The following is a 16,939-nucleotide window of genomic DNA, read 5'->3' as shown; positions in this document are numbered from 1 at the left end:
TTGTATGCATTAGTAAAAGCTAATGTTTATAACGCCCCTTGGTCATGAGTATCTGATGGGTGAATGTCAATTTACCGATTTGGCATTATCAATCATGGGAGTGCTTAAAAAGCACCCTCTAATGTTTTTGCAATAGGAAATGGGTCCACAAATGCAAGAAGTTGCTGACGCATTGCGTCTTGATACTGAACTTTCCGCTGATAGTGCAGCGTATATTGAAGAGCTTTACGAACAGTACCTTTCTTCTCCAACCTCAGTAGGTGAGGATTGGCGTCAATATTTCGATAAATTCCCTAAAGGTGACCAACCGCACGGAAACATTCGTGAGCAATTCTTATTATTAGGTCGTAATTCAAGTCGTGTTCAGCCTGTTGTGCAAAGTGAAGTAAGTACTGAGCATGAGCGTCGTCAAATCGGTGTTTTGCAACTGATTGCAGCATACCGTAACCGTGGTCATCAAAAAGCGAAGCTTGATCCACTAGGTTTGGCTAAACGTGAAGATGTGCCAGATTTAGATCTTGCTGCACATGGTTTAACCAAGTCTGACCTAGATACAGTTTTCAATGCTGGAAATTTGGCGATTGGTAAAACTGAAGCAACTTTAGGTGAAATGGTTAGCGCAATGGAGGCAACATACTGTGCTTCTATTGGTGCTGAATATATGCACATTGTTGACACCAAAGAAAAACGCTGGATTCAACAACGTCTTGAAGGTGCACGCGGTCAGTTCGGTTTCTCGGCAGATCAAAAGAAACATGTACTTGAACGTTTAACTGCTGCTGAAGGCTTAGAAAAATTCCTCGGTAATAAGTATGTTGGTGCGAAGCGTTTTGGTGTAGAGGGTGGTGAATCTTTTATTCCAATGGTAAACGAACTTATTCAACGTGCAGGTTCTGTAGGTTGTAAAGAAGTCGTAATTGGGATGCCACACCGTGGTCGTTTAAACTTACTTGTGAACATTATGGGTAAAAACCCAGCTGATTTGTTTGGTGAGTTCGAAGGTAAAACTTTAGCTAAAAAAGGTTCTGGTGATGTTAAGTATCACCAAGGTTTCTCATCAAATGTGATGACACCTGGTGGCGAAGTTCACTTGGCTTTGGCATTTAACCCATCGCATTTAGAAATTGTTGGTCCTGTGGTTGAAGGTTCAGTTCGTGCACGCCAAGTACGTCGTAAAGACATTGGTGGTGATGACGTATTACCTGTAATCGTACATGGTGATGCTGCATTTGCTGGTCAAGGTGTCAACCAAGAAACCTTCCAAATGTCACAAACGCGTGGTTATACCGTAGGTGGTACGGTTCATATCGTAGTCAACAACCAAGTTGGTTTTACTACATCTGATCCACGTGATGCACGTTCTACTGAATACTGTACTGACATTGCAAAAATGATTCAGGCGCCAATTTTCCATGTAAATGGTGATGACCCTGAATCTGTATTGTTTGTTGCGCAATTGGCGCATGATTTCCGTCATACATTCCGTAAAGATGTTGTGATTGACATGTTCTGTTATCGTCGTCGTGGTCATAACGAAGCAGATGAGCCAGCAGCAACACAACCAATGATGTATCAAGTGATCAATAAAAAAGCGACTACACGTACGCTTTATGCGGATCAATTGGTACAAGAAAAAGTATTAGATCGTTCAGATGCAGATGCTTTAGTTGAAAAATATCGTGAAGATCTTGAAGCAGGTAACCATGTTGCCAATGCTTTAGTGCTTGAACCAAATGACAAAATGTTTGTGGACTGGAAACCGTATCTAGGCCATGAATATACAGATGTTTGGGATACGACTTTCCCAATCGAACGCTTAAAAGAAATTGGTACGAAAATGCGCGAATTACCGGAAGGTTTCGTGATGCAGCGTCAAGTGTCTAAAGTGATCGATGAACGTTTGAAAATGCAAACTGGTGAAATGCCATTAAACTGGGGTGCAGCAGAAACTTTAGCTTATGCTTCTATCCTTGATGATGGTTTCTTGGTGCGTTTGACTGGTGAAGATGTTGGTCGTGGTACATTCTCACACCGTCATGCTAAGCTACATAACCAAGTTGATGGTTCGGTTTATATTCCACTGTGTCATATCAAAGAAAACCAGCCACGTACTGCAATTTATGACTCATTATTGTCAGAAATGGCTGTGCTTGCATTTGAATATGGTTATGCAACAACATTGCCAAAAAGTTTGGTCATCTGGGAAGCTCAGTTCGGTGACTTTGCAAACTGTGCGCAAGTGGTTATTGATCAGTTCATCTCATCTGGTGAAACCAAATGGGAGCGTGTGTGTGGTTTAACATTGCTTCTTCCACATGGTTATGAAGGTCAAGGTCCTGAGCATTCATCTGCACGTCTTGAGCGTTTCTTACAGTTATGTGCTGAAGAAAACATGCAAGTGATTACACCTACGACACCTGCACAGATTTTCCATGCAATGCGTCGTCAGGCAATTCGCCCAATTCGTAAGCCAATGATCGTGACTTCACCGAAGTCGTTACTTCGTCATAAACTTGCAACTTCAACTTTGGAAGAGCTTGCAACTGGTACATTCCAGACTGTGATTGATGAAGTGGATCAAATCAACAAACAAGATGTAACACGTGTTGTACTTTGTGGTGGTAAAGTTTATTACGACTTACTTGAAAAACGTCGTGAAGAAAACTTGAACATTGCAGTGGTACGTGTTGAACAATTGTACCCATACCCAGAAAAACGTCTTGCTGAAGTGCTTGCGACATATCCGAACATAAAAGAACTTGTTTGGTGTCAAGAAGAACCGAAGAACCAAGGCGCATGGTTATTCATTGCTCCTCGTTTATACGAAGGTGTAATGAAGTCTGCTCTACAAGTTCAAATTAGCTATGCAGGACGTGAAGCTTCAGCTGCACCTGCATGTGGCTCACCATATTTGCATGCAAAACAACAAGCTCAGCTCGTGAATGACGCACTTGCGATCGTAGCTGAACAATCAGGAGAATCTAAATAATGGCAACCGAAATTAAAGCACCGGTGTTCCCAGAGTCAGTTGCTGACGGAACAATTGCAACTTGGCACAAACAACCAGGTGAAGCGGTATCACGTGATGAAGTCATCTGTGATATTGAAACGGATAAAGTTGTTTTAGAAGTTGTTGCTCCTGCTGATGGTACTATCTCTGCAATCATCAAAAATGAAGGTGACACAGTTCTTTCTTCTGAAGTTATTGCGACATTTGAAGAAGGTGCTGTTTCTGGCGCTACTCAAACTCAAGCAGTTCAATCAGAAGAGAAAGTAGAACAAGCTGCGGCACAAACTCAAGCGGGTAATGCACCTGTTGTTGAACGTGCTCAAGTACAAGATCAAGCACCTGCAGTGCGTAAAGCTTTAACTGAAACAGGTATTGCAGCTGCGGATGTAGATGGTACTGGTCGTGGTGGTCGTATCACCAAAGAAGATGTTGCAAATCATCAAACTAAACCAGCTGCTGCTGTGACACCATTAAGCGTTGCAGTTGGTGAGCGTATTGAGAAACGTGTTCCAATGACACGTTTACGTAAGCGTGTTGCTGAACGTCTTCTTGCTGCTACACAGCAAACTGCGATGTTGACTACGTTTAACGAAGTTAACATGAAACCTGTGATGGAAATGCGTAAGCAATATAAAGATGCTTTCGAAAAACGTCATGGTGCACGTTTAGGCTTTATGTCATTCTTCGTTAAAGCTGTAACTGAAGCACTTAAACGCTATCCTGCGGTAAATGCTTCAATCGACGGTGATGATATTGTTTATCATGGATACTATGATATCGGTGTTGCGGTTTCTTCTGATCGTGGTTTAGTGGTTCCAGTATTACGTAATACTGACCGTATGAACTATGCTGAAGTTGAATCAGGTATTGGTGCGTATGCTGCAAAAGCACGTGAAGGTAAATTAGCAATTGAAGATATGACTGGTGGTACTTTCACAATTACCAACGGTGGTACTTTCGGTTCATTACTTTCAACACCTATTTTGAACCAACCACAAACTGCTATTTTAGGTATGCACAAAATCCAAGAGCGTCCTATGGCTGTAAATGGTCAAGTTGAAATTCTTCCAATGATGTACTTAGCGCTTTCTTATGACCATCGTATGATTGATGGTAAAGAAGCTGTAGGCTTCTTGGTAACTGTTAAAGAGTTACTTGAAGAACCAGCTAAACTAATCCTTGACCTTTAATTCTTTAGAATAACAACACGAGTTTAGAGTGATCCTTTAAACTCGTTTTTGGAGATAAGCATGTCTCAGTTTGATTTAGTTGTAATCGGCGGTGGGCCAGGTGGTTATGAAGCGGCAATTCGTGCTGCTCAACTTGGTTTCAAAGTTGCGTGTATCGAAAAACGTGTACACAAAGGTAAGCCATCTTTAGGTGGTACTTGCTTAAACGTAGGTTGTATTCCTTCTAAAGCACTTTTAGATTCTTCTCATCACTATGAAGATACTCTTCATGGCTTAGATGTTCACGGTATTACAGTTGAAAATGTCCAACTTGATCTTCAAAAGCTTCTTGCTCGTAAAGACAAAGTTGTAGATAACTTAACTGGTGGTGTTGCTCAATTGCTGAAAGGCAATGGTATCGAGTGGTTACAAGGTACGGGTAAACTACTTGCTGGTAAAAAAGTTGAATTCACACCATTAGAAGGTGGTGATGTTCAAGTTTTAGAACCTAAATTCGTAATTCTTGCAACTGGTTCTGTACCTGTAAATATTCCTGTAGCAAAAGTTGATGAAGACCTTATCGTTGATTCAACAGGTGCTTTAGAATTCCAAGAAGTGCCTAAACGTTTAGGTGTAATTGGTGCAGGCGTAATTGGGCTGGAACTTGGTTCAGTATGGCGTCGTCTTGGATCTGAAGTTGTTGTGTTCGAAGCATTAGATGCATTCTTACCAATGGCGGATAAAGCGTTGGCAAAAGATTATCAAAAACTTTTAACAAAACAAGGTTTAGATATTCGTATTGGTGCTAAAGTTTCAGGCACTGAAGTGAATGGTCGTGAAGTGACTGTTCAATATAATCAAGCAGGCGAAGATAAAACTCAAACTTTCGATAAATTAATCGTTTGTGTTGGTCGTAAAGCGTATGCAGAAGGTTTATTGGCTGAAGATTCAGGCATTAAATTAACTGAACGTGGTTTGGTTGAAGTGAACGATTGGTGTGCAACGTCTGTTGACGGTGTATATGCAATTGGTGACTTGGTGCGTGGCCCAATGCTTGCGCATAAAGCAATGGAAGAAGGTGTAATGGCGGTTGAGCGTATGCATGGTCATGCTGCTCAAGTGAATTACGACACCATTATTTCAGTGATTTATACACACCCTGAAGCTGCATGGGTAGGTTTGACTGAAGAGCAAGCTAAAGAGAAAGGTCACGACGTTAAAACCGGTCAATTCCCATTTGCTGTCAATGGTCGTGCTTTAGCTGCCAATGAATCTGCTGGATTTGTGAAGTTTGTTGCAGATGCAAAAACAGATCGTTTATTGGGTATGCATATCATTGGTCCTGGTGCTTCTGACATTGTTCACCAAGGTATGATTGCACTTGAATTTGTATCTTCTGTTGAAGATTTACAATTGATGACTTTCGGTCACCCAACTTATTCTGAAGTCGTTCATGAAGCAGCGCTTGCTGTTGATGGGCGTGCGATTCACGCGATTCAGCGTAAACGTAAATAACACAAAAAAGAGCGGTTTCGACCGCTCTTTTTACTTTTGATGGTTGTTTTTAATTGAATAATCATCTAAAAATAAAAGAACAAACTTTAATAAATGCCGATAGTTATTGTGATGGAAGTCTAATTATTGGTGTGTCATAACAATGTGAAAAGTAGTAAAAGGTAAAACATGAATCTACATGAGTATCAAGCGAAAACGCTGTTAAAAAAATATGGTATGCCAGTTCAAGAAGGCATTTTAATCACTACGCCTGAAGAAGCATCTGCTGCCTTTGAGCAAATTAGTGGCAAATTCGCTGTGATGAAGGCCCAAGTCCATGCAGGTGGTCGTGGTAAAGCGGGTGGCGTAAAAGTTGTTAAGTCAAAAGAAGAAGCAGCTGAATATGCAAAAAGCCTGTTAGGTACTCGTTTAGTCACATATCAAACTGATGCCAATGGCCAGCCTGTAAATAGTATCCTTGTTTGTGAAGATGTTTATCCTGTAGAACGTGAATTGTATTTAGGTGCAGTGGTCGATCGTTCTAGTCGTCGTGTGACATTCATGGCGTCTACAGAGGGTGGCGTAGAAATTGAAAAAGTTGCTGAAGAAACGCCTGAAAAAATTATTAAAGTCGAAGTAGATCCATTAGTTGGTTTATTGCCATTCCAAGCGCGTGATGTTGGTTTCCAGTTGGGTTTAAAAGATAAGCAAATCAGCCAATTTGTAACTATCATGACAGGCGCGTACAAAGCATTTGTTGAAAATGACTTTGCACTATTTGAAATTAATCCACTTTCCGTTCGTGAAAATGGTGAAATCTTATGTGTAGATGCCAAAGTCGGTATCGACTCAAATGCACTTTATCGTTTGCCTGAAATTGCTGCGATGCGTGATAAATCTCAAGAAAATGAACGTGAGTTAAAAGCATCTGAATTTGACCTCAACTATGTTGCTCTAGAAGGCAATATTGGTTGTATGGTAAATGGTGCAGGTCTTGCAATGGCAACAATGGATATCATCAAACTGTATGGTGGTCAGCCAGCAAACTTCCTTGATGTTGGTGGCGGTGCAACCAAAGATCGCGTCATTGAAGCATTTAAAATTATTCTTTCAGATTCATCTGTACAAGGTGTGTTGATCAATATTTTTGGTGGTATTGTACGTTGTGACATGATTGCTGAAGCGATTATTGCAGCGGTTCAAGAAGTAAATGTAACCGTACCTGTTGTTGTTCGTTTGGAAGGCAACAATGCGGAGTTAGGTGCTAAATTACTTGATGAATCAGGTCTAAAATTAATTTCTGCGAACGGCTTAGCTGATGCCGCAGAAAAAGTTGTTGCTGCTGTGAAAGCGTAAGGAGTATCAATCATGAGCGTATTAGTTAATAAAGACACAAAAGTATTGGTACAAGGCTTTACAGGTAAGAATGGTACATTCCATTCTGAGCAATCAATTGCATACGGTACAAAAGTAGTTGGTGGCGTAACACCAGGTAAAGGTGGTCAAACTCATATTGGTCTACCTGTTTTCAATACAATGCGTGAAGCAGTAAAAGAAACGGGTGCAAATGCAACTTCAATTTATGTACCTGCTCCATTTGTACTAGATTCAATTGTTGAAGCAGTAGATTCTGGTATTGAGTTAATCGTGGTGATCACTGAAGGTGTGCCAACCTTAGACATGTTAAAAGCCAAACGTTACCTTGAAACTTATGGTAATAATGCACGTTTAATCGGTCCAAACTGTCCAGGTATTATCACACCGGGCGAATGTAAAATTGGGATTATGCCAGGGCATATTCATCAACCAGGTAAAATCGGGATCATTTCTCGTTCTGGCACATTGACTTATGAGGCGGTTGCTCAAACGACTAAGCTTGGTTTAGGTCAGTCTACTTGTATTGGTATCGGTGGTGACCCAATTCCAGGTATGAATCAAATTGACTGCTTAAAACTTTTCCAAGAAGACCCTCAAACAGAAGCAATCATCATGATTGGTGAAATTGGTGGCAGTGCCGAAGAAGAAGCTGCTGAATATATTCAATCTAATGTGACTAAACCTGTTGTTGGTTATATTGCGGGTGTAACAGCGCCTAAAGGTAAGCGTATGGGTCACGCTGGAGCGATTATCTCTGGCGGTAAAGGTACTGCTGAAGAGAAGTTTGCTGCATTTGAAAAAGCGGGTATGGCATATACGCGTAGCCCAGCTGAACTTGGTTCAACTATGTTTGATGTCTTAAAAAAGAAAGGCTTGGTTTAATTTAATTTTTAATTTTTTAAGCTAAAAAATGGGAGCCAATTGGCTCCCATTTTTATTGGTTGTAGAGTATTAGTTGTAGATTCTTGATTGTTAGTATTTAACTTTGTAATCAAAATAAAAAAAGGGAATTTATATGAGATGGGTGATCTGTGATTAGCCTTTGACTAAACCACCATCCACAATCAAATTTTGTCCTGTTACAGCACGTGACCACGGTGATAAAAACATCAGCACGGCATCTGCAAACTGCTCAGGTGTGGTGACTTCTTGTAAGGGCGTAGAGGCTGCGATTAAATCAAACACTTGATCAGGTGTTGCACTACTGGCATCAGTCTTACGTAATAGACCACCTGAAAGCATATTTACATTAATACCATACTGACCTAAATCATGTGAAGTGGTTCGAGTAAAAGCCAAAAGTGCTGCTTTAGCCGCAGTATAATCATGATAAGGAACCACAGGATTTTGCACGAGATTGGTTCCAATATTGATGATTCGACCAAAATGATCTTTTTTCATATCTTCTAGCGCAGCTTGGGTGGTGTTTAAAGCGGCTTTTACTGCACTGTCCAATTGCTGTTGCATACTGTGCCAGCTCAGTGTTTCAACTTTTGGACGTAGATCACCATCAAATTTAAATGCCAATAGTGCATTATTAATCACTGAAGTGATTGCATGTCCATAATGCAGTTTTGCCTTTTTAAACATCGTGTTGACTTGATCTGCATCGGTTACATCTGCTTTGTAAATAAAAACCTGTTCGGCATGTTCCTTAGCAAGTTGTTGTGCGGATTCTTCACTATTGAAATAATTCACCACAACTCTTGCACCTTCACGAATCAAAGCATGGGTAATTGCAAGTCCTAAACCACGTGCGCCACCAGTCACTAGAATAATTTGATCTCGTATTTCCATGTTCAAATCAACTCATTTGATATCAATTTAATTTTAGCACTTTTATCGATCAGACACTTCGATTGAGAGATGAGTTACAAAGTTTATCAATTGCACATACTCAAGATGAAAAATATAAAAAACATCTAGAGAAATTTAAGCATCTTAGTGGATTGATTACATATCAATATTCAAATAATTAAACTTTTTAAATCCTATTGATAAAATGATGGCTCAGAATGATAGTTAATTGGTTTAACATATTGATCATATTATTTATAATTAAAACGAAATGCATTTGATATTAGGTGTGCTTCAGCCATTCTGATTTATATGTAGGCTACAATTAGACTGATCATTTAAGTGACTTATAAACAAACAGAGGAGACAACCATCTTGTTTTATGATTGGTATAACTCCGATAAAAATCATGAATTGATTAGGCAAAACATGCGATCTATTTACCCGCTCAATTTAATGGTCATTTTTATATTTTTCATAAATTCAAATGTTTATGCTTTTGATGATCTGGAACTTATGGTAGAAGAGGCACAAAATCAAGTTGTGGAATATCAAGATGAATTATTAGGACAACCAGATCAATTGCAAGATGAGCAATTATTTAAAATTGAAAATCAAGAAAATAGCCTAAGTAATACTGAAATGAGCATTGAGCGAAATGATATTTTTTTTGAACAAGACCAATTGCAAAAAAAGCTAGCAGAACAGCATGAGCATGAATTGGCAGATTATTCAATTTTAACCAATAAATTTTATGAAAATGAGCGTATTCGGGTGTTCAATTATACTGCTTACAATGTACAACAATTAAAGACATCATTGCTCAATCCTTCAAATGATAATCCTGCATCAAGTGAGCTTTATCTTTCTTTTGGTTATGGCATTGAATTTAAGATCAATGCTTTAAACAAAGTGGGTTATGAATACATCTCTAGTTTTCCTTATGATCGTGGGCAATTATTGCGTCTGTTTTGGATTAGAACGCTGACTTATTAACAATAAATATTTTATCGATCATTTTTATTACCATGAAGAAATCATGTTGGAAATACTACAACTTGAAACATAAGCTTGTTTAGCACTACACATTAAAAGACTAACTTAAACAAAATGAGATGAAGAGGTGAGTCATCATGTTAAACAAAGTTATTGTGTTGGGTGTAGTTGCTATTTCATTAACCGGCTGTATTGTTGCACCATTTGATGATGGTCATCGAGGTGGTCATGGTCGTTATGATCAGCGACATGATTCGGATCATCGCAGGGATCAGCATCGTGATGGTGATCGACATCGTTATGACCGAGATCGCAATGATCGTGACTGGAATTGGAAAGGACGTTAATTCTTTATCTTAAATATAAAAATGGGCAATGTATGCCCATTTTTTTCTATCTTGTTGTTTGAAAATATATGAATGAAGTAATTAGGGTCTGTTGACAATTCGTCTACGTTTGCGACTACAAGTGGTTTTTGGATGATACAAGGCAAGAACTATTAAACTTAATCATTCTAAATGATGAGAAACATCGTTTCGAAAGGTAACGACGTAGCGGTAAAAACTACTCTAGTCCCCACTGCGCCTTGCGCTGCAAACAAAGCAGTGCTTTGTTCTTGCTCAGGGTTGTGGCTAAAATTATCTCAGCCTACGTTATGAAACTCGAAAATAGTCTCGCTATTCTCTTCGTTTCCTGCTTTACGACGTATACGTCTCATGCTCAATTTTAACCTACAACGCAAGTCATTTATGAAATGTCTACAGACCCTATATTATTTTTTTAAATAAACCTGCTTGTACTACACCAGCTTTGGTTTGTTTCTGTAATTGCCATGTTGAGGGTAAATTCAGTTGATTTAAGCCACGATCTGCTTCTACATAAATCAATGCTTGATCAGATAAGTATTGATCCGCTTTTTGAGCCAATTCATCCCATAAATTTAAACTATAGGGTGGATCTAAAAACATTAAATCAAACTGTTCATTTAAATTGGATAAGGCTTGTTGTGCTGTTTGTGTTTTTAGCTGACAGTTATCAGCTTTGAGCAACTGAATATTGTCTTTTAAAAATTTAGCTTGCGTGGCATTGGGTTCAATCATGATCACGTGCCTTGCACCACGTGAAAGTGCTTCAAATCCTAAAGCACCTGAACCAGCACAAAGATCTAAGACTTTGGCATTTTGAATATCCCACATGAGCCAGTTAAACAGTGTTTCACGTACTCGATCAGGTGTGGGACGTAAACCATCGATATCAGCAAAAGGAAGAACTCGACGTTTCCATTCTCCACCAATAATACGTAATTGGTTTTTCACTTTATTATTCACTGATATCAGCCTCAGGTACAGGTGGAGGAGTGGGTTGCGTCGAAGTCGTACTATGACCTTGAGTTGGTATACGGTTTTGGGTAGCCGTATTGGTCTGCGTATTTGGCTTCGGTTTAGGCAAGGCATTTGGATCTGCTGCAAGGGAAACATCACCACTTGGCAGTTCACCCGGTTTGATGCCGGCTGTCATTAAGCCCCCACTGACTTGATGATTAAGCGGTACAATTGGATTCTTTTTGCGAGTTAGCAACCAGTAATCAAATACAGGACGAGCAATTTTGGCAGCAGAACCACCATGCTTACCATTTTCCCAAATCACGGCAATGGCAATTTCAGGATTTTCAGCAGGTGCAAAACCAACAAATAAACCGTGGTCTAATTGTCTTGATGTCAGTGCAGCTTCGTTATAGCGTTTGCCTTGCGCAATACTCTTCACCTGTGCTGTACCTGTTTTACCTGCGATTTGGTACATCGGTGTACGGATACCTCGGCCTGTACCTGTTTGAATAACATCAACCATTGCATCGCGCATTTTGACCCAGTCGTCATCCGTACCACTAAAGTTGATTTTTCCTGTCGGGGCATTGAGTACTTCATGCTTTTTCGCCCCTTTAGATTCACGTAATACGTGTGGGGTGACATGCGCACCATGGTTGGCCGTAATTGCCGTTGCCATAGCTAACTGTAATGGAGTGGCAGTAAATGCACCTTGACCAATACTGACAGAAATGGTTTCACCTTTGAGCCATTTACTCTTACGAGTACGCATCTTCCATTCAGGACTTGGATATAAACCTGTACTTTCGCTTGGTAAATCTACACCCGTTTTTTCACCGAAACCAAATTGACGCATCCATTCATTCATTCGATCTATACCCATCTGGTAAGACAAGATATAGAAGTAAGTATCACAAGAAACCACTATAGATTTATGTAAATTGACAGCGCCATGCCCAGTTTTTTTCCAGTCACGGAATTTATGTGAATCACCAGGTAAATGGAAATAACCAGGATCGGAAATTGTAGTTCCCCAATCCACAGTTTTAAAATGGATGCCACCTAAGCCTTCCATTGGTTTGATGGTAGAACCGGGAGGGTAAGTCCCTTGAACAGCGCGGTTATAGAGTGGTTGGTCTAAGTTGTCACGTAAAGCAGTATAGTCCGCATGCCCAATACCTGTCACAAATAAGTTCGGGTTGAAACTTGGGCTGGAAACAAGCGCTAATATTTCACCAGTGCGTGGGTCAATTGCGACGATTGCACCACGACGATCTTTAAGTTGTTCTGCTGCAATAGTTTGCAAACCATAATCCAATGAAAGATATAAATCATTGCCTCTGGTTGACTCTTTACGACCTAAATGGCGTAACACATTACCATGTGCATCAGCTTCAATCGATTCATAACCAGGAACGCCATGAAGTAATTCCTCATAAGATTTTTCTACACCAATTTTCCCGATTAGGTTTGTGCCAGCGTAACTATCTTTATCAATTGCTTTAAGTTCTTTATCGTTAATACGACCAACATAACCCACCACATGAGCAAACAATTCACCATGTGGATAATAGCGAGTCATTTGAGTTTCAATATCAACACCTGGAAATTGAAACTTTATTTCACTAAAGCGAGCAATATCTTGTTCTGTTAGATTTAGCTTTAAGGTAACACGTTCTGTTTTTTTAGAGGTTTTAATGCGGCTATTAAAACGGTCGATATCTTCTTGATTGAGATTTAAAATTGGAATCAAGCGCTTAACAGTGTCATCTATATCTTCGACATCGGCTTTGCTCAATGTTGCGGTAAAAACAGGGTAGTTATCTGCAAGTAAAATCCCATTACGATCATAAATATAGCCACGTGCTGGTGCTATAGGTTGTAGTCGAATTCGGTTTTTATCTGACGCTTCACTAAACTCTTGATGATGAAAAATTTGCAGATAAGCATAGCGTGCAACTAGAAGGCACATAAAAAATGAAACAATACCAATCGCAAAAAAGACACGACCACGGAAGATGCGTTTTTCTTGTTGGACATTTTTTAGAGGAAACTGCTGCTTCATACGTCGTCGGCTTTAGTACTTAAAGATGGGTGAATTTAGGGGTCAAACATTTTACCCTAGATTGCGTCTTAAAAATTAAAAAACACAAATAAGTCATCAAAATATATTTTAACTAAAAACTGTAATTGATTTTGTTTCTTAGATGAGACCGTTTACATTTCATTTGAAAAATACGCATCATTGTAAAGCTAGGCAAAATGTCAATAGCCCCTATATGGATTTGACCTTAGCGACATTAAATTTATAGTGTTTTGTATATGAGTGCTAAAATAATTCTGTTAAAGTCGAGCCTTAAGGATAAATATATTCGACCTAAGTTAAGATTAGGGATAATGGAGAAAATAATGAAAAAAATCTTTCCCTTATTAATATTGGTTGCTGTCGGAAGTTTCGCGCACGCTGATGTTAAAGATTATTTGCCAGATATGAAGGGAATTTTACCAGAGGCAAAGTTTAAGCCTGAAGATGCTTCTAAATGGAATATCGGTGCGGGTGTAACACAACAGATGGTCCATGCAAATGGTGAATGGGTAAATCCTTATGGAATTGCCTATACTAAATTAGGTGTTTTTTATAATGGTGACCATGAGTTTGCAGGCCAAGTCGGTTATAGAATTCCTGTAGTATTAAATGGTAAAGATAAAAATGGCTTCTATGTAGGGGTCTATGGCGGAACACTTAAAAGCAAAAAAGTGGACGGAAGTGATGAAGTCCAATATGGTGGTGGTGCCGATTTATCTTATGTTTTATTGAATAAAGAGCGTATAAGTACATTTAGTGTGGGGATGGGTGCAGGTAGTGAACTTCATAATAAAAATGGAGATATGATCCTAGAGACTCGTCCACAAATACAATTTGCTTATACCTTAAGTGTCGGGTTCTAAAGTTTTATGATTTTATCTATATCCTTCGACCGCAAATAGAAATAAATACGAGAGTCATGCATGTTGGAATACGTTAATGGTTTGTGGCACGCTTTTACAGCTCGACCTGATCATCTTGCCATTTTAAGTATCATCCCAGTGACGGCCTTTGTAACGTGGGCGCACGTTTGGATGGCACTGAAAATGGTATTTTATCCAATCACGTTTTGGGGATTTCATATTGGTCCCTTACCTGTAGGATGGCAAGGGATTGTGCCACGTAAAGCTGGGCGAATTTCAGGCATTATTACAGACAATACATTATCCAAACTAGGTTCTTTGCGTGAGTTTTTAGATGCAATGGACCCTGAAGATATGGCTCGGATTATCGGTGAACAAGTCGGTTTCGAACTTGAGCATTTGATTGATGAGGTGATGTTAGATCGTAATGCTGTTTTGTGGGAAAACCTACCTTATTCGATTAAACGGCGAATTTATGGTCAAGCGCATAAACAATTGCCGGGTGTTTTAAGAGAACTCGTGACCGAGCTGACTATGAATGTCGAGTCACTGGTCAACATGCGAGATATGGTCGTAACTCAAATGGAAGGCGATCGCCGTTTGATGGTCCGTATGTTTTTAAAAGTTGGACAAAAAGAAATTAACTTTATTTGGCATATTAGTGCGGTCATTGGCAGTTTCTTTGGTATTTTTCAAATGTTTGTCTATGTATTTGTTCCTCAACATTGGACTGTACCTTTCTTTGCTGCAGTCTGGGGCTTTTTAACCAACTGGATTGCAATCTGGATGGTTTTCAATCCTGTAGAGCCACATTATGTACGCTATCCACAATTTTTTGAACGGACAAAAGATCGAAAATTTCCATGGATTAAACCTGTTATTCCAAGAATTGGCACTTATAATGTTCAAGGTGCGTTTATGAAACGCCAAGAAGAAGTGTCAGATGTTTTTGCAAGTGTCGTCACTGAAGATTTGATTACATTAAAGTCAATCATGACTGAAATGATGTACGGTCCTAAGAAAGAAAAAACCCGTCGTATTGTAAAGCGTCATATTAACGAAATTATGGAAACTCCATTGGTTCGTACCTCTTTACAATTGTCTTTAGGACTAAAAGAGTATGCAAAACTCAAGACAGACTTGATTGATCGGTCAATTGAAATTACGATGGTGCCTGTTTGCGACCCTGCGTTTAATGCGAGCCGTGCACAGAAAATTTTTCAGATGTTTAAAGAGCGGATCAGAGAGTTAACCCCAAAAGAGTTTCAAAACTTGTTACGTCCTGCATTTCAGGAAGACGAATGGATTTTGATAGTACTCGGTGGTGTGACTGGATTTTTTGCTGGTCTAATACATTTATTTGTGGCTTTCTTATAAATTTGATGCCATTACGATGATAAGTTTTAATTTGTCATGGCAAACGGTATCATACATATTGTTTTAAATGAGGATGTTTTTTTATGCGCATTATATTACTCGGACCACCTGGAGCAGGTAAAGGTACACAAGCTCAGTTGATCTGTAAGCGCTACAATGTCCCACAAATTTCAACCGGTGATATGCTCCGTGCTGCAATTCGTGAAGGTACTGAATTAGGTCTTAAAGCTAAAAGTGTAATGGAATCAGGTGGTTTAGTATCTGATGAGCTTATTATCGGTTTAGTGAAAGAACGTATTGCACAACCTGATTGTGTAAATGGTTGTATTTTCGATGGTTTCCCACGTACGATTCCTCAAGCTGAGGCTTTAGAGAACGAAGGGATTAGCATTGACCATGTGATCGAAATTGAAGTGCCAGACGAAGAAATCGTAAAACGTCTTTCTGGTCGTCGTCAGCACCCAGCATCTGGTCGCGTTTATCACACGATTTATAACCCACCGAAAGTGGAAGGTAAAGATGATGAAACTGGCGAAGATCTTGTGCAACGTCCAGATGACGAAGAAGCAACGATTCGTAAGCGTTTAGGCTCTTATCATAATGAAACTGAACAGCTTGTTGGTTTCTATCAAGGGCGTGCAGCTTCTGGGGAAAATGCACCGACTTATAATAAATTGAACGGTTTACGTCCAATAGAAGATGTCCAAAAAGATTTATTTGCGATTTTAGATAAATAAGACCGCATTCAAAGCATTTTTTTAAGCTTTGACAATAACAGAGACCTGATTCATATTAGGTCTCTTTTTTTTGCAAGAGTAGCGTAGAGAGTGAAGTTTGTATTAATTGCCTTGGTCATTTTGAGTATATTGCTTCTTTTGGGCTTATTGTATATGAGCTTTAAATTACTACGCAAAGCACAAAAAGAAGAGCTTCAGCAACGCCGTGAAATGAGAAAATCAGGTAATTACCAAGTGCATCCACAGGTGGCTGAAGAGTGGAAACGGCTTGAAAAGTTAAAGAAAGATTTGGAAAATAAAAAGTAAAATAATTAGGGAGATGAATGCTGAGGATAAATTCATCCTTATCTATCATCGCGCTTCATTCTTCCAAATTAATGAATTTAACTGATGAATTTTTATGATTGAGATGTGTAAGCAATTAATTCTAAGTATTTTGTTTATCCATCTACATGTTAAATTCACAGCATTCATATTATAAGAAGACTGTCTAAATGAAATTGATTGCCTAACAGCACATCTTAGCGAATATTTAGAGCCTATTCATTTTTCAAAGGGGACTTTGCTGAACATAGGCGAAAAGTATCAAGGCTCGGAGAATTGGGACAATTGGTATTTCTGCACAGTTGATAATGGATTAGAGGGGGGTGCTACTCAAATCATTGAATGGATCAATAAGCATCAAGGCGCCATGCAATAGCAGATTAC

General features: G+C 39.2%; 14 protein-coding genes. 11 read left to right on the top strand and 3 right to left on the bottom strand.

Features of this window, described 5'->3' with window-relative positions; genetic code table 11:
* Positions 1 to 151: 151 nt before the first annotated feature.
* The 5 genes from WFN33_RS04535 (at position 152) to sucD (ending at position 7,932) form a co-directional block, all read left to right on the top strand.
* Entirely contained in the window at positions 152 to 2,989 is a 2,838-nt protein-coding gene (locus WFN33_RS04535) for a 2-oxoglutarate dehydrogenase E1 component (protein WP_004717282.1), read from the top strand.
* Positions 2,989 to 4,200 carry a 2-oxoglutarate dehydrogenase complex dihydrolipoyllysine-residue succinyltransferase gene (odhB, locus tag WFN33_RS04530; RefSeq protein ID WP_105713590.1) on the top strand — a complete coding sequence of 404 codons (1,212 nt, stop codon included), beginning with the start codon at positions 2,989 to 2,991 and terminating at the stop codon, positions 4,198 to 4,200. Before WFN33_RS04535 ends, odhB begins: the two co-directional genes overlap by 1 nt.
* 60 nt (positions 4,201 to 4,260) lie before the next feature.
* A complete protein-coding gene (gene lpdA, locus WFN33_RS04525) occupies positions 4,261 to 5,694 on the top strand; it encodes a dihydrolipoyl dehydrogenase (protein ID WP_004717278.1) in 1,434 nt (477 codons plus the stop codon).
* Positions 5,695 to 5,862: 168 nt separating this feature from the next.
* Entirely contained in the window at positions 5,863 to 7,029 is a 1,167-nt protein-coding gene (gene sucC / locus WFN33_RS04520; RefSeq protein WP_004717276.1) for an ADP-forming succinate--CoA ligase subunit beta, read from the top strand.
* Positions 7,030 to 7,041: 12 nt separating this feature from the next.
* On the top strand, positions 7,042 to 7,932 hold the full coding sequence (sucD, locus tag WFN33_RS04515; protein WP_004717274.1) for a succinate--CoA ligase subunit alpha: 891 nt from the start codon (positions 7,042 to 7,044) through the stop codon (positions 7,930 to 7,932).
* Between the two features lie 153 nt (positions 7,933 to 8,085).
* On the opposite strand, the gene WFN33_RS04510 is transcribed toward sucD, so the two are convergent.
* A complete protein-coding gene (locus tag WFN33_RS04510) occupies positions 8,086 to 8,847 on the bottom strand; it encodes a 3-oxoacyl-ACP reductase (RefSeq protein WP_004717273.1) in 762 nt (253 codons plus the stop codon).
* A gap of 516 nt (positions 8,848 to 9,363) precedes the next feature.
* On the opposite strand from WFN33_RS04510, the gene WFN33_RS04505 reads away from it, so the two are divergent.
* Together WFN33_RS04505 and WFN33_RS04500 are read left to right on the top strand one after the other, a co-directional pair.
* Entirely contained in the window at positions 9,364 to 9,843 is a 480-nt protein-coding gene (locus WFN33_RS04505; RefSeq protein ID WP_336951785.1) for a hypothetical protein, read from the top strand.
* A gap of 137 nt (positions 9,844 to 9,980) precedes the next feature.
* Positions 9,981 to 10,190 carry a hypothetical protein gene (locus tag WFN33_RS04500; RefSeq protein WP_336951784.1) on the top strand — a complete coding sequence of 70 codons (210 nt, stop codon included), beginning with the start codon at positions 9,981 to 9,983 and terminating at the stop codon, positions 10,188 to 10,190.
* Between the two features lie 420 nt (positions 10,191 to 10,610).
* Here the strand turns inward: WFN33_RS04500 and rsmD are convergent, their stop codons facing one another.
* Both rsmD and mrdA read right to left on the bottom strand, forming a co-directional pair.
* Positions 10,611 to 11,159 (bottom strand): 16S rRNA (guanine(966)-N(2))-methyltransferase RsmD, encoded by a 549-nt coding sequence (gene rsmD / locus WFN33_RS04495; RefSeq protein ID WP_171500312.1) that lies wholly within the window; start codon positions 11,157 to 11,159, stop codon positions 10,611 to 10,613.
* Between the two features lie 4 nt (positions 11,160 to 11,163).
* The gene (mrdA, locus tag WFN33_RS04490; protein WP_336951783.1) at positions 11,164 to 13,233 is read right to left on the bottom strand and encodes a penicillin-binding protein 2; all 2,070 of its coding nucleotides are present in this window, start codon (positions 13,231 to 13,233) and stop codon (positions 11,164 to 11,166) included.
* Positions 13,234 to 13,577: 344 nt separating this feature from the next.
* Here mrdA and WFN33_RS04485 point away from each other — a divergent pair, with 344 nt between their 5' ends.
* The 4 genes from WFN33_RS04485 (at position 13,578) to WFN33_RS04470 (ending at position 16,537) form a co-directional block, all read left to right on the top strand.
* A complete protein-coding gene (locus WFN33_RS04485; protein ID WP_336951782.1) occupies positions 13,578 to 14,117 on the top strand; it encodes a hypothetical protein in 540 nt (179 codons plus the stop codon).
* A gap of 60 nt (positions 14,118 to 14,177) precedes the next feature.
* Positions 14,178 to 15,494 (top strand): hypothetical protein, encoded by a 1,317-nt coding sequence (locus WFN33_RS04480; protein ID WP_004717262.1) that lies wholly within the window; start codon positions 14,178 to 14,180, stop codon positions 15,492 to 15,494.
* Between the two features lie 83 nt (positions 15,495 to 15,577).
* Positions 15,578 to 16,231, top strand: a complete 654-nt coding sequence (gene adk / locus WFN33_RS04475) for an adenylate kinase (RefSeq protein WP_004717260.1) — start codon at positions 15,578 to 15,580, stop codon at positions 16,229 to 16,231.
* A 90-nt stretch (positions 16,232 to 16,321) separates the two neighbouring features.
* Positions 16,322 to 16,537, top strand: a complete 216-nt coding sequence (locus WFN33_RS04470) for a hypothetical protein (protein WP_004823188.1) — start codon at positions 16,322 to 16,324, stop codon at positions 16,535 to 16,537.
* The last annotated feature ends 402 nt before the right edge of the window (positions 16,538 to 16,939 follow it).

This window comes from Acinetobacter sp. AS167 (genome assembly GCF_037152175.1).
Lineage (GTDB): Bacteria > Pseudomonadota > Gammaproteobacteria > Pseudomonadales > Moraxellaceae > Acinetobacter.
This window is presented reverse-complemented; position numbering and strand designations above follow the sequence as displayed.